General features: G+C 58.0%; 14 protein-coding genes. 5 read left to right on the forward strand and 9 right to left on the reverse strand.

The features are described from left to right. Positions 1-24 precede the first annotated feature (24 nt). Complete coding sequence (gene murJ, locus ACTZWX_RS14695; protein WP_444714580.1) at positions 25-1614, reverse strand: murein biosynthesis integral membrane protein MurJ; 1590 nt, start codon at positions 1612-1614, stop codon at positions 25-27. 270 nt (positions 1615-1884) lie between these two features. Here murJ and rpsT point away from each other — a divergent pair, with 270 nt between their 5' ends. Beyond that, positions 1885-2154: a 30S ribosomal protein S20 gene (gene rpsT, locus ACTZWX_RS14700; RefSeq protein WP_444714581.1), complete on the forward strand. Its 270-nt coding sequence runs from the start codon at positions 1885-1887 to the stop codon at positions 2152-2154. A 72-nt stretch (positions 2155-2226) separates the two neighbouring features. Here rpsT and proB read toward each other — a convergent pair whose 3' ends face one another. The 4 genes from proB to rplU all read right to left on the reverse strand — a co-directional run bounded on the left by proB (position 2227) and on the right by rplU (position 5319). Beyond that, entirely contained in the window at positions 2227-3351 is a 1125-nt protein-coding gene (proB, locus tag ACTZWX_RS14705; protein WP_444714582.1) for a glutamate 5-kinase, read from the reverse strand. Between the two features lie 30 nt (positions 3352-3381). Further along, complete coding sequence (gene cgtA / locus ACTZWX_RS14710) at positions 3382-4575, reverse strand: Obg family GTPase CgtA (protein WP_444714583.1); 1194 nt, start codon at positions 4573-4575, stop codon at positions 3382-3384. Between the two features lie 136 nt (positions 4576-4711). Beyond that, positions 4712-4972 (reverse strand): 50S ribosomal protein L27, encoded by a 261-nt coding sequence (rpmA, locus tag ACTZWX_RS14715; protein WP_022987754.1) that lies wholly within the window; start codon positions 4970-4972, stop codon positions 4712-4714. A 35-nt stretch (positions 4973-5007) separates the two neighbouring features. Beyond that, positions 5008-5319 carry a 50S ribosomal protein L21 gene (gene rplU, locus ACTZWX_RS14720; RefSeq protein WP_061332366.1) on the reverse strand — a complete coding sequence of 104 codons (312 nt, stop codon included), beginning with the start codon at positions 5317-5319 and terminating at the stop codon, positions 5008-5010. A 241-nt stretch (positions 5320-5560) separates the two neighbouring features. Between rplU and ispB the strand changes: the two genes are divergently transcribed. Further along, positions 5561-6529, forward strand: coding sequence for an octaprenyl diphosphate synthase (ispB, locus tag ACTZWX_RS14725; protein WP_444714584.1), 969 nt, complete (start codon positions 5561-5563; stop codon positions 6527-6529). Between the two features lie 47 nt (positions 6530-6576). Here the strand turns inward: ispB and ACTZWX_RS14730 are convergent, their stop codons facing one another. Further along, positions 6577-7563, reverse strand: coding sequence for a glutathione S-transferase family protein (locus tag ACTZWX_RS14730; protein WP_444714585.1), 987 nt, complete (start codon positions 7561-7563; stop codon positions 6577-6579). A gap of 190 nt (positions 7564-7753) precedes the next feature. Between ACTZWX_RS14730 and ACTZWX_RS14735 the strand changes: the two genes are divergently transcribed. Next, the gene (locus ACTZWX_RS14735; RefSeq protein WP_444714586.1) at positions 7754-8668 is read left to right on the forward strand and encodes a LysR substrate-binding domain-containing protein; all 915 of its coding nucleotides are present in this window, start codon (positions 7754-7756) and stop codon (positions 8666-8668) included. A 93-nt stretch (positions 8669-8761) separates the two neighbouring features. Then, on the forward strand, positions 8762-10288 hold the full coding sequence (locus ACTZWX_RS14740; RefSeq protein WP_444714587.1) for a WS/DGAT/MGAT family O-acyltransferase: 1527 nt from the start codon (positions 8762-8764) through the stop codon (positions 10286-10288). A 39-nt stretch (positions 10289-10327) separates the two neighbouring features. On the opposite strand, the gene ACTZWX_RS14745 is transcribed toward ACTZWX_RS14740, so the two are convergent. Then, positions 10328-10978, reverse strand: a complete 651-nt coding sequence (locus ACTZWX_RS14745) for a DUF2057 family protein (protein WP_444714588.1) — start codon at positions 10976-10978, stop codon at positions 10328-10330. 262 nt (positions 10979-11240) lie between these two features. Here ACTZWX_RS14745 and ACTZWX_RS14750 point away from each other — a divergent pair, with 262 nt between their 5' ends. After that, positions 11241-11444, forward strand: a complete 204-nt coding sequence (locus ACTZWX_RS14750; RefSeq protein WP_444714589.1) for a DUF6316 family protein — start codon at positions 11241-11243, stop codon at positions 11442-11444. Positions 11445-11493: 49 nt separating this feature from the next. Here the strand turns inward: ACTZWX_RS14750 and ACTZWX_RS14755 are convergent, their stop codons facing one another. Together ACTZWX_RS14755 and thiL are read right to left on the reverse strand one after the other, a co-directional pair. After that, positions 11494-12021, reverse strand: coding sequence for a phosphatidylglycerophosphatase A family protein (locus tag ACTZWX_RS14755; RefSeq protein ID WP_444714590.1), 528 nt, complete (start codon positions 12019-12021; stop codon positions 11494-11496). Continuing rightward, positions 12018-12968 carry a thiamine-phosphate kinase gene (thiL, locus tag ACTZWX_RS14760; protein WP_444714591.1) on the reverse strand — a complete coding sequence of 317 codons (951 nt, stop codon included), beginning with the start codon at positions 12966-12968 and terminating at the stop codon, positions 12018-12020. The genes ACTZWX_RS14755 and thiL overlap by 4 nt, the downstream gene beginning before the upstream one ends.

Raw genomic sequence — 12968 nt, forward strand, 5'->3', positions numbered from 1 at the left:
GGTTGGTAGAAATCAAACAACGGCTCACTTCTGGCGGAACTGGCGCACCCGCACCCCCACCAGGGCCAAGGCCACAAAGTACGCCGCCACCCCGGCAACAACCAGAACCCCCATGTCGATGGCCCGCTGCAAACCACTGGCGGCAAGCCAGTCTGCCACCGGGGCGTTCAGCCAGAACACCACCGCAGCCAGGGCGGCATTGGCCACCAACAACTGCATCAGGAACCTGGGCCAGCCCGGCTGGCTTTTCCACACGCCTTCTTTACGCAATCCGCGCCAGAGCAGGTAGCCATTCAGCCAGGCAGACATCGACGTTGCCAGCGCCAGGCCTGCATGGGCCAGGGGCACAATCAACGCCAGATTGAAGGCCATATTGGCCACCATGGCAATCACGCCGATCTTCACGGGGGTTTTGGTGTCTTCCCTGGAGAAAAAGCCGGGGGCCAGCACCTTGATCAACATGAACGCCAGCAAACCAGCAGAGTATGCCCGAAGGCTCTGGGCCGACATGGCCACATCCCGGTCGGTCACCTCACCGTAGTGGAACAGGGTGGCAATCAGAGGCTCTGCCAACAGCGCCAGTGACAACGCCGCCGGCACACCAATCAACAACACCGCACGCACGGCCCAATCCAGGGTAGCGGCAAACTGGTCTTTCGAGGCGGCCGCGTGCTTGCGGGACAGGCTGGGCAGAATCACCGTGGCGATAGCAATACCGAATACCCCCAAGGGCAGTTCCGCCAGACGGTCAGAGTAATACAGCCAGGATACGCTGCCGGTTTGCAGGAACGACGCCAAAACGGTGTCCAGCAGCAGGTTGATCTGGCTGACCGACACGCCAAACAACGCCGGAGCCATCAGTTTGAAAATCCGGCTGACCCCTTCGTGCTTGTAGTCCACCCGAGGCCTGGGCAGCAGCCCCAGGCGCATCAGGAACGGTAACTGGAAAAACAGCTGCAAGGCACCGGCGATAAATACGCCCCAGGCCAACGCCATCACCGGCTCATCCATCAGTGGCGCCAGAAAGATGGCCGCCCCAATCATGGCGAGGTTCAGCAATACCGGCGTGAACGCGGGAATGGCAAACCGGTCATAACTATTCAGGATACCGCCAGCAAACGCGGTCAGAGAAATCAAAAGCAGATATGGAAACGTGATGCGCAGCATATCGCTGGCCAGGGCAAACTTGACGTCATCACTGAGAAAGCCCGGGGCAAAGATGGAGGTCAATACCGGCGCACCCAGCATGGCGACCAGCGTCACCGCCAGCAGCACCAGGCCAAGAGAACCTGCCACCGCATCCACCAGGCGTTTGACCTCGGAGATGTCACGATTTTCCCGATAGGACGACAGCACCGGCACGAAGGCCTGGGAAAAGGCGCCTTCGGCAAACAGGCGGCGCAGGAAGTTGGGAATCTTGAACGCCACGAAGAAGGCATCCGCCGCGGTACCGGCCCCGAAATAGCGAGCAATCACCATATCCCGCACTAACCCCAGCACCCGCGATAGCATGGTCATTACGCCAACCACCCCGGATGAACGCAGCAAGCCGGGCGCTTTTGGGGGCTCCTGAACTGGGGGCTGAGAGTCTATTGGTTGAGGTTCCGATGACATGGTGATGGGCGTCCAGAAATCCAGGGTTCAGGCCGGAACGGCGTTTCGGTAATCCGCAAGGTGCCAGCCATAGCCGGCTCAGGCCCCATGCAGGCGATGCGGGAGTGTATCACAGGCCTTTTCAACACGGGGATTACTGCGCCGCCGGCCTTGACATTTGGGGCTTTCGGCGGCATAGTTCCGCGTCATTTATTCCGACGCGCTGGTTTTGGCGCGCCCGCGATGTAAACATATTCAGTAGTTACAGCAACGAATTTCAGGAGTTTTACGGTGGCAAATTCCCCGCAAGCCAAGAAGCGCGCTCGTCAGAACGAGAAAAACCGCAAGCACAACGCCAGCCTGCGTTCCATGGCACGTACGTACATGAAGAAAGTAGACGCCCAGATCAAAGCTGGTAGCTACGAAGGCGCTCAAGAAGCTCTGAAGGCCGCGCAGCCGATTCTGGACAGCATGGTCAACAAAGGCATCTTCGCCAAGAACAAGGTTGCTCGTCATAAGAGCCGCCTGAACGCCAAGATCAAGGCCCTGAAAGCTGCCTGAATCTTGAGCTCATAAAAAACCGGCTTCGTGCCGGTTTTTTTGTGCCTGAATTTTATCCGTTATACGAACAACTCAGACCACAACCAGATTATCCCGATGAATCATCTCTTCGTCGGAGACATAACCCAGCACATCGGCAATGCGATCACTTGAGCGGCCGGCAATAGCCCTTGCTTCGTCAGCATCGTAGTTAACAAGCCCGCGGGCAATTTCCCGGCCATTCAGGTCAACGCATGACACCATCTCGCCCCGCCGGAACTGGCCGGCAATTGCCTTCACGCCTACCGGCAACAAACTGCGACCGCCCTGGCGCAACACCTTTATCGCACCATCATCCAGCGTCAACTTACCCCGGGTTTTCAGGTGGCTGGCAATCCACTGTTTGCGAGCTGCCATTCTACCCTGCTCTGGAAGCAATAACGTGCCAATCACATCACCCTGCCGCAGACGGGAAATCGCATGCTCGATACGACCGCCGACAATCACGGTAAAGGCACCTGAACGGGCTGCCAGGCGGGCTGCCCGCAGCTTTGTCAGCATACCTCCGCGGCCTAGCGCCCCGGCGCCGCCACCCGCCATGGCGTCGAGATCCCGGTCTTCGGCTTTGCGTTCGGTAACCAGTTCTGCATCCTGATGCTTACGTGGGTCCTTGTTAAACAACCCCAACTGGTCGGTAAGGATGATCAGACCATCGGCTTCGATCAGGTTGGCCACCAGCGCGCCCAAGGTATCGTTGTCACCGAAACGGATCTCGTCGGTCACCACCGTATCGTTTTCATTGACGATGGGCACCACACCGTAATCCAGAAGCGTGCGCAGCGTGCTGCGGCCGTTCAGGTAACGCTTGCGATCGGAGAGATCATCGTGGGTCAGCAGAATCTGAGCGGTGTGGATATCATGGCGCTTAAACTGCGCCTCCCAGGTTTGCACCAGGCCCATCTGACCGACCGCCGCTGCGGCCTGCAACTCGTGCAAATGCTGGGGCCGTGAGCTCCAGCCCAAGCGACTCATGCCTTCAGCCACCGAGCCTGAGGACACCACCACCACTTCCACGCCTTCGGCAATCAGCTCCGCAATCTGGTCTACCCACAACCCGAGGGCCGCGACATCCAACCCCTTGCCATCATCGGTAAGCAAGGCACTACCAATTTTGATAACCAGACGTCGAGCCTTTCGGAGCTGGAGGCGTTCACTCATGATTGTGATTCTATCCCTTGGGGTTGCGGTTTACTCAGGGGCGTAGACGACTTCGACGTCGTAATCGTCGTCGTCAAAGTCATCATCGTCATCGGCTTCTCGCGCAGCCCGGCGAGCCTGTCGATCAGCTTCAATTCTGGCGCGGGCCTCTTCGTCCATCCGGCGGCGACGAGCGGCCTCCTGCTCGGCAACTTCCGGGTTCTCGGCCTCCTGCTCCGCCTGCTCCTCAATCCAGCGCATCACCGCCTGAACCAGTGGCTTGGTGCCTTCACCACTGAGCGCCGAGATGCGGAATACCGGGCCTTCCCAGCCCAGTTCATCCACAATGGCCCGGCAATGGGCTTCACGATCTTCTTCTTGCACCATATCGACCTTGTTCAGCACCAGCCAACGGGGGCGGCTGGCCAGGGTTTCGCTAAACTTCTCCAACTCGTGAGCAATGGCCTTTACCGCCTCAACGGGGGACGAACCATCGTAAGGCGCCACATCAACCAAGTGCAGCAACAAGCGGGTACGCACCAGATGTTTAAGGAAGCGGATACCCAGCCCTGCGCCCTCGGCAGCGCCTTCGATCAACCCCGGAATGTCGGCAATGACAAAGCTCTGGTGAGCCTGAACACTAACCACACCAAGATTGGGTACCAGCGTGGTAAACGGGTAGTCAGCCACCTTCGGCTTTGCCGCAGATACCGAACGAATGAAAGTAGATTTGCCGGCATTGGGCATGCCCAGCAAACCGACATCCGCAAGAACCTTCAGCTCCAGGCGCAAATTACGGGTCTCACCTTCCGAGCCTTTACTGGTCTGTCGCGGGGCACGATTGACCGATGACTTGAAACGGGTATTCCCCAGGCCATGAAAACCACCTTGAGCCACCTTCAGGCGCTGGCCTTCCTTGGTGAGGTCGCCCAGCACTTCATGGGTATCAATATCCACAACGGTGGTGCCTACCGGTACCGGCAGCACCAGGTCTTCACCCTTGTTACCTGTGCAGTTACGCCCGGCCCCCGGCTCGCCATTCTGGGCCTTGTGTTTGCGCCGGAAGCGGTAATCGATCAGCGTGTTCAGAGCGCTGTCCGCTTCCAGGTAGACAGAGCCGCCATCCCCGCCGTCACCGCCGTCGGGACCACCCTTGGGTACATACTTTTCCCGCCGGAAACTCAGGCAGCCGTGGCCGCCTTTACCGGCTTCAACAATGATGGTGGCTTCGTCTACAAATTTCATACGCCTGATGCCTTTGCATAAACTAAAAAGCCCCGCAGCCTCATGGAAGCTTTGCGGGGCTCCGGATTCACCTGAGGGCTGATCAGATCAGCATATCAGGCTCACCCAAGGTTCGACAGAACCGGATCGCCGCTGCTTACGCAGCCGGAACGATGCTCACGAACTTGCGGTTCTGCGGGCCTTTGGTCTCGAACTTCACCTGACCTTCCGCTTTCGCGAACAGGGTGTGGTCCTTGCCAATGCCTACGTTGCTGCCGGCGTGGAAACGGGTGCCACGCTGACGAATGATGATGCTGCCTGCAGTGACAGTCTCACCGCCGTAGCGCTTGACACCAAGTCGTTTCGACTCGGAATCGCGACCGTTACGGGTACTACCTGCTGCCTTTTTATGAGCCATTACCAGCCTCCTTAATTAAGGGGTTATTCGAGGGCTTAGCCCTGGATACCCGTGATCTTGACTTCAGTAAACCACTGACGGTGGCCCTGACGCTTCATGTGGTGCTTACGACGACGGAACTTGATGATGTTGATCTTGTCGTGACGACCGTGACTAACCACTTCAGCGGTTACCTTGGCGCCGTCAACAACCGGAGCGCCAACTTTTACGTCGTCGCCGTTGGCAACCAGAAGAACACGATCGAACTCAACAGAGCCGCCGGTTTCAACTTCCAGCTTTTCAAGCTTCAGAGTTTCGCCTTCTTTTACACGGTGCTGCTTACCACCGCTAACAATAACTGCGTACATTCATAGTCTCCGCGATTGACCCATCCCTGCTCTTATCCACCTGGTTCTAAGGGAAGCGCTCTGGCGACCCTATTGCAGGGAGCGCAGGTTGGGATGAGTTGGGCGCGTGATTGTACGAAAAGCCGCCGGGCAATACAAGCGGGATTCCGGTTCAAGTTGACACTGTAGGCAGCAATACCTAGCATTGCCGCGTCCTGCCCGAAAACTCAACGAAAACACCAGCAAGGGACGTACCAGCCCGATGACAGCCCAGCGCATCCATGACACCGTGGCGGAAGACTTCAGCCGCGTCAATGACCTGATAATCCAGCGGCTTGCCTCTGACGTCCCAATGGTTGAGAAGATCGCTCAATACATCATTGAAAGCGGCGGCAAACGCCTGAGGCCGCTGCTGGTACTGCTATCCAGTCGGGCTGCAGGCTACAGCGAAAGCGAACACCTGAAACTGGCTGCCGTCATTGAGTTCCTGCACACCGCCACCCTGCTCCACGACGATGTTGTCGACACCTCCGACATGCGCCGGGGCCGCAGCACCGCCAACGCCAAGTGGGGTAATGCACCCAGTGTGTTGGTGGGTGATTTCCTCTACGCCCGGGCCTTCGAGATGATGGTGGAGCTGGAAAGCCTGCCAATTATGAACGTTCTTTCCCACGCCACGGCGGTGATTGCCGAAGGCGAGGTGATGCAATTGATGAACGTAAAGAACCCGGACCTGACAGAAGAGCAGTACATGGTGGTCATCCATAACAAAACCGCCATGTTGTTCGAGGCCTCATCCCACACCGGCGCGCTGCTGGCGGGCGCTGATGACAAACAGGAAGCTGCACTGAAAGACTATGGCAAGCATCTAGGCCTGGCGTTCCAGCTGGTGGACGACGTTCTCGATTATCTGGGCGATGCCGAGGCCATGGGCAAAAACGTGGGTGACGACCTGGCCGAGGGGAAAACCACCCTGCCCCTGATTTATGCCATGGCCAACGGCAGCGATGAAGAGCGACAGCTGATTCGTCAGGCCATCCGCAAAGGCGGGCTGGACGACCTGCCGAAGATATTGGAGATCGTCAAATCCTCCGGCGCCATTGAATACACCATGTCCAAGGCAAAAGAGCAGGCACGGATCGCCTGCGACCTGCTCACCTGCCTTCCGAAGTCTGAGCACCGGAAGGCCTTGGAGTTGCTGACTGAAGTGGCGGTAGCCCGAGTCAGCTGAGTGTTAAGCCGGGCGGCAACCCATCAGGCGTTGCCCGTTCTACTGCCTTAGCCAACCTGCTCTCGGCCATGGGGCGCATCGAAGTCCAGATCTGGCCCAACCGGCACCACCTGTGTCGGGTTGATGGTGCGCTGGCTGACATAGTAATGCTGCTTGATCTGCCGAATATCCACCGTCTCGGCCACTCCGGGCACCTGGTACAACTCCCGTAAATAACCGGACAGGTTCGGGTAATCCCGAATCTGCTGGCGATTGCATTTGAAGTGGCTGTAATACACGGCATCAAACCGAATCAACGTGGTGAACAGGCGCCAGTCCGCCTCGGTAAGCTGGCTGCCGGTCAGATAGCGCTTCCCCGCCAGGATCTGCTCAAGCCAGTCCAGAGAATCAAACAGCGCGCTGTAGGCTTCTTCGTATTTGTCCTGTGCAGTCGCGAAGCCGGCCTTGTAAACACCATTGTTAACGGTGTCATAAACCCGCTCGTTCACCGAATCGATCTGCTCGCGCAGCTGCTCCGGGTATAGATCCAGACCGGAATTCACCCCTTCCAGGCCGTTAAACGCGGAATTGAACATCCGGATGATATCGGCAGACTCATTGCTGACAATGGTTTCCTGCCGCTTATCCCACAACACCGGTACGGTGACCCGACCGGAATAATCTGGCGCGGCCCGAGTGTAGATCTGATGCATGAACTCCGATTGATACAGATGATCCTGGTGAGCCGGATCATCCTCCCGAAACTCCCAGCCATTCTCCACCATGTCCGGATGCACAACCGACACCGAAATGTGACGCTCCAAACCCTTCAGCTTCCGGAATATCAATGTCCGGTGCGCCCAGGGGCAGGCCATAGACACATACAGGTGGTAGCGCCCGCTCTCGGCCGCAAAGCCGCCCTCCCCCGCCGGACCGGGCGATCCATCAACCGTTACCCAGTTGCGAAACCGAGCCGCTTCACGCTCAAACTTGCCTCCGGTCTTGTCCGTGTCATACCACTCGTCGTGCCACTGACCATCAACCAACAAACCCATAAAACCTCCTGTTGGGGTCAGACCCCTGTGCATAACTGCAGACTTATCAACAGGGGTCTGACCCCAATTTAACTGTCCACATTAATTCACAGGGGTCTGACCCCGTTTACAAATGTTGGAGACAGGTTACCGGGTGGGCTGGTAGGCTGATAGCAAGCATTTCTGGCAAACACTTTCAGATTATTCGAACATGCATACAGCTATTACGATTGACGCACTCAAAGTGCTGGACGCCATTGACCGCAAGGGCAGTTTTGCAGGGGCTGCCTCGGAGCTATTCCGGGTGCCTTCCGCCATCAGTTACACGGTTCAGAAGCTCGAAGAGGATCTGAACGTCAGTATCTTTGACCGCAGCGGTCATAAGGCTGTACTGACCTCAGCCGGGCGGTATCTGCTTGAGGAGGGGCGTTCACTGCTGGAAGCCGCGGAGAACCTTGCCCATACCACGCGGCAGGTGGCCCAGGGCTGGGAAACCCGGCTGCGTATTGGCTTTAACTCGCTGCTGCCGGCTGAATGCCTGTTTCCGGCCATTCGGGATTTTCATCAGCTCGGGGTTCCGGTTGATGTGCAGATTATCGAAGAAGTCTTCGCCGGTGCCTGGGATGCCCTGCAAAGCCGTCGCGTTGATATGGTTGTCGGGGCAGACCTGCTGAGCAAACCTGCCGGAGCTTTCGCCACCAAATCACTGGGGGAAGTACCGTTTGTGTTTGCGGTAGGCGCAGAACACCCTCTCGCCAGTGTAACCGACCCCCTGGCCGAAGCGGATATTGCACAGTATCCCGCAGCGGTAGCGGCGGATACGTCGCGCTCGCTGCCACCCGGCCATGCGGGAATATTCCGGCGCCAGAGAACCCTCACCGTCAGCAACATTGACCAAAAGATTCTGGCCCAGGAGGCAGGACTGGGGGTTGGCTGGCTGCCCTACCCGAGAATCCGGAACCAGCTCGCCAGAGGCTCGCTTATTACCAAAGAGACGAGTGAACCCCGCTCCGCCATCAGCGTACATCTGGCCCGCCATAGCGAAGACAAAGGCAAGGCATTGATGTGGTTCTGGGACAGACTCAGCCATGATGAGACCATCCACAAATGGCTTCAACCGGAATAAAATCGGGGCACCGGGGCCAATAGGCCCGATCATGCCATGGGCTATACTCCAAGGCCCGCAATCTTAACCGTGACACACAAGGGAGTGCGCTGGATGCGTCAGCTGTCGGAACTGGATGCCTCGTTTCTCTATCTGGAGTCAGAAACCACCCCCATGCACATTGGCGGTGTGTACCTGTTCGACGCCAGCGGCCTGAGAGATCCCCTGGCATTCAGCACGTTTGTGTCATACCTGCGCAGCCGCCTGCACGTGGTACCCCTGTTTCGGCAAAAGCTCAAGGAAATCCCCCTGCGCCTGGGGCGCCCCTACTGGATCGATGACCCCGGCTTCAGTATTGAACGGCACCTGGCCTACGTTAACCTGGGTGAACATGGCAAACAGGCAAGCCTGATGTCTTTGGCGTCAAAAATCATGGAAGAGCCGCTTAAACGTGACCGCCCCCTGTGGCACATCACGTTTGTCGACGGCTTTCGCATTGACGACCCGGAAGGTGATAAACAAGGATTTGCGCTGATCGTCAAACTGCACCATGCCGCCATTGATGCCTTCAGTGGCGAGGAGATCATGGGCAAGTTACTGGAATACACACCAGAGCCCCGGCCCATTGCACCGCCACGTCCCTGGCTGGCGCGACCGGAGCCTTCCGAGGAGCGTGTATTTCTTCAGGCCAGCGCCAATATGCTCAAGACCCCCATGCAGGTTGCCTCACTCGCCTACAACGCAGCAGAAGCCACCGCCCGGGGCCTGGTCAAGAAACAGCTGCAGAAGCTGCCGGTGCCCTTCCCGCTGTTCACCGCACCCCACAGTCCGTTTAACCGGCAGATCACCGCCAACCGGCGCATTGTCTCCTCCAGCGTCAGCCTGTCCCGGCTCAAGGCAATCAAGGCCAGCCTCGGAGATGTCACCCTGAACGACGTGGTGCTCGGATTATGCGCTGAGACCCTGCACCGTTACCTCGAACAACAGGGTGGCGACACAGACAAGTCCCTGGTAGCAATGACGCCGATTTCGGTGCGCTCCAGCAGCCTGCGCAAAGCCACCGGCAACCAGATGTCTGCGATGCTGCTGGACCTTGCCACTAACGAACCCAATCCCGCAGCCCGGATCCGACGCATCCATCAGAACGCGGTGGAGTCTGAACCCTACCGGGAAGCCATTGCCGCCGACCGGCTGACCGAACTGCTGCCGTCCACCCTGCTGGCGCTGTCTGCCCGGCTATATTCCGAGCTGCAGGTGGCGCAGCGTTATCACCCGCTCTTCAACCTGCCGATCACCAATGTACCCGGACCACAAGTTCCACTGTTCCTGCAAGGCGCGCGACTGATCCGGCAATACAACACGGCCCCGCTGTTCGACAGCCTTGGGCTGGTCATTGTGGCCGTGAGCTATCAAGGACAACTGACTCTGAACTTTACCCTGTGCCCGGACGTGGTTCCCGATGGAGACAGCCTGCAAGACCTGATTGAGGATAGCCTGACCGGGATTGAGGAGTGTCTGCATGACCTCGGCCCTGATCAGGGCCTGGAGACTCCGCACGGCAGCGGCCAAAACCTGACCGATGAGATATTAGGGGCGCTTGAAAACATGATTAGGGGCGGGCTTCAACGCTTTCGTCGATAACTTGGGCCGGGCACCAAAACGCCCGGCCCGCCGACAATATTACTCAAACGCCCAGCGCAGGAAGGTTCGCTTCTCTTCCTCGGTAGCGTCTTCCCACAGAGCTTTCAGGCGCTCCAGCGTGGTCGAGCCAGGTTCGCCGCCGGTGCTATCGCCAAATGCTGCCAAAGGCGTGCGAGAAGCGCTGGCCTGTGACGCCCCATCCCACTTGCTGGATTCAGCCACCAGCGCACCATTGCTATCGACAATGGCTGCAGAAAAATCTGTCATCATGGCTTCAGCCTGCTGCCGCGACGACGGCTTTTCGAAACGGAAGCGATACTCTGCGCCCGGCTGGGCATCGAAGCGCACCACTTGTTGCTCGCTTTCAACGGTATTCACTTTGGATTCGCCATCCCGCACCACCCCAGTTCGGGCCCATATGGTCTTGTAGGTAAAGACGACCTCGGTTTCGCCGGGCAATAAGCCGTAGTCCAGAGCCAGATCGTCCAGCATGAAGCGGGTCATGTTTCTGCCATTGATGGCGGCCACCTGAATTTCGCCCGGGGCCTTCAACACTGCCGGGTTCGCCGCCCCCTCGGGGTCGCCCTGCCAGGCATCCACTCGCGTCAGTGATGATGCACAACCAAACAAGGTAACGCTCAGCATCAGGGCAACCAACTTGAAAACCCTGGAAACGTGACACATACTCATTTCATCTCCTTTTCCTTGAGAGGCCTGGGCGGCCATGACGGGATCACACGCTCTCGCATTCTGACCATCCAGGCCCCGAGGAGCAAGCAAAGCTTTGATAAGCGAGCGCCAAGCACTGGTGATTTTTACCGGGCTCATATAACGCCGATCACAAGAATGTAAAAAATTGTTGAATTAAGCCGCAATTGGATTAATTTTAATCAGGTCGGCAAACAAAACGCGTTGCCCGAGAAGAAAAGAATAAGCGGGCTCAGGAGCAACCATGGACACTCAGCGCAGAACCGGAGAAAACGGCCCGGCACCCTTTCGCAGCAGTCGTTTTTTCTGTGTAGGCAGCAAATGGTATTTCACCACCCGGGAAGGCTTTGGCAGCGGTCCCTTTGCGTCCCGGGAGCGTGCTGAGATCGGCCTCAAACGATTTCTGCACGTGGTCAGGATGCTACCGGAAGAACAGCAACTCCATTAGACCTGGCCGAAAGGAAGCTCCGGCTGGCCCATCCGCAGGGTAATGTTCTTCAGATGATGAAGGGCATTACCCATACATCGATACCCCACAAGCAGACCAGGGCCATGAATCCGGCCACCACATCATCCACCATGATCCCCAGCCCTCCTGGCATCCGGGCATCCAGCCAACTGATGGGCCAGGGCTTGATCACATCGAACAGCCGGAACAGCAGAAACGCCATCAATACACCGTAGATCTGGTCCGGAAACAGGCCAAGGGCGATCCACATACCCACAAACTCGTCCCAGACGATACCGCCATGGTCATGCACCTTGAGCGCGTCTGCGGTTTTCCCACACAACCAGATACCCACCAGGAAAGCCGCCAGAACCACCAGCCAATAGGCAACCGGCGGCAACCAGGCGAAGGTGTACCATACCGGTATCGCCGCCAGGCTCCCCCAGGTACCGGGCGCCCTTGGCATGGCGCCACTGCCGAAGCCAAAGGCCAGAAAATGCACCGGGTGTCGCAAAAACCCCGGTGGCAGTATAGCCGTTGGACTTTCTGGCTCTTGTATCAGATCTTCATCCTTCAAACCGATCCCCCAAAATGATCAAATCCGGCGGGTGATTCCGTCATCTCCGCTCCCGTCACGCGCAGCCCCGACTCCTGCTGAACGCGCCCTATAATAATCAACCCAACCTGCGCCTCCGGTGCCAGGGCGGCGTACTGATCAGGCGGGATGGTCACGCACAATTCATAGTCGTCGCCTGCGGTCAATGCCAGACTGAGCGCCGCAGCCCCTTTAATTCGGCGCAATTCCGGCAACATTGGAACGTTTTTGGCGTCCAGCTCAGCACCCACACCGGACGGCTCTAGAATGTGTTCAAGATCCGCCAGCAACCCGTCAGAGATATCAATCGCCGCCGAGGCCCTGCCAACCAGCTGCTGACCCAGCACTAACCTGGGCTCAGGAAAATGATAACGTGCCAATATCGCCTGCTGGTCCACCCCGGGGTTTGTGGCCCCCAGAAAATCAAGTGCCGCGCCTGCTGCACCAAGAGGCCCGGACACGCAGACAAGATCACCGGGACGGGCGCCAGAGCGCCGGATAGCAGAGCCTTGTGTCACCGTACCGTGTACCTGGATGCAGACCGCCAACGGCCCCCGGGTAGTATCGCCACCGGCCAGCGAAATCCCGAAAGCATCGCTGGCCTTAGCAAGCCCGTGGGCAAAATCCGCCAACCATTCAGGCTCCGCCTCAGGCAATGTCAGTGCAAGGGTAAAGCAAACGGGTGTCGCGCCCATGGCAGCCAAATCACTGGTGGCTACCGCCAGCGCTCGCCATCCCAGACAGAAAGGGGAATAGTTAGCAGGGAAATGAACGCCTTCAACCAGCGTATCGACTGAGAACACCAGGTCCCGACCCTCGGGAACACGCTGGATAGCGCAATCATCCCCGGGGCCGAGCACAAGCTGATCTGTCATGGCCTTGTTGGCCAGGGGCACAAAGAAACGACGGATCAGCTCGAATTCACCCAT

This window comes from Marinobacter sp. NSM (genome assembly GCF_052380025.1).
In the GTDB taxonomy this organism is placed as follows: domain Bacteria; phylum Pseudomonadota; class Gammaproteobacteria; order Pseudomonadales; family Oleiphilaceae; genus Marinobacter.

Bases quoted from the DNA above. Each gene is read 5' to 3' on its own strand.
- murJ (WP_444714580.1), bottom strand. From the start codon at position 1,614: ATGTCATCGGAACCTCAACCAATAGACTCTCAGCCCCCAGTTCAGGAG.
- proB (WP_444714582.1), bottom strand. From the start codon at position 3,351: ATGAGTGAACGCCTCCAGCTCCGAAAGGCTCGACGTCTGGTTATCAAA.
- cgtA (WP_444714583.1), bottom strand. From the start codon at position 4,575: ATGAAATTTGTAGACGAAGCCACCATCATTGTTGAAGCCGGTAAAGGC.
- rpmA (WP_022987754.1), bottom strand. From the start codon at position 4,972: ATGGCTCATAAAAAGGCAGCAGGTAGTACCCGTAACGGTCGCGATTCC.
- rplU (WP_061332366.1), bottom strand. From the start codon at position 5,319: ATGTACGCAGTTATTGTTAGCGGTGGTAAGCAGCACCGTGTAAAAGAA.
- ispB (WP_444714584.1), top strand. From the start codon at position 5,561: ATGACAGCCCAGCGCATCCATGACACCGTGGCGGAAGACTTCAGCCGC.
- ACTZWX_RS14730 (WP_444714585.1), bottom strand. From the start codon at position 7,563: ATGGGTTTGTTGGTTGATGGTCAGTGGCACGACGAGTGGTATGACACG.
- ACTZWX_RS14735 (WP_444714586.1), top strand. From the start codon at position 7,754: ATGCATACAGCTATTACGATTGACGCACTCAAAGTGCTGGACGCCATT.
- ACTZWX_RS14740 (WP_444714587.1), top strand. From the start codon at position 8,762: ATGCGTCAGCTGTCGGAACTGGATGCCTCGTTTCTCTATCTGGAGTCA.
- ACTZWX_RS14745 (WP_444714588.1), bottom strand. From the start codon at position 10,978: ATGAGTATGTGTCACGTTTCCAGGGTTTTCAAGTTGGTTGCCCTGATG.
- ACTZWX_RS14750 (WP_444714589.1), top strand. From the start codon at position 11,241: ATGGACACTCAGCGCAGAACCGGAGAAAACGGCCCGGCACCCTTTCGC.
- thiL (WP_444714591.1), bottom strand. From the start codon at position 12,968: ATGGGTGAATTCGAGCTGATCCGTCGTTTCTTTGTGCCCCTGGCCAAC.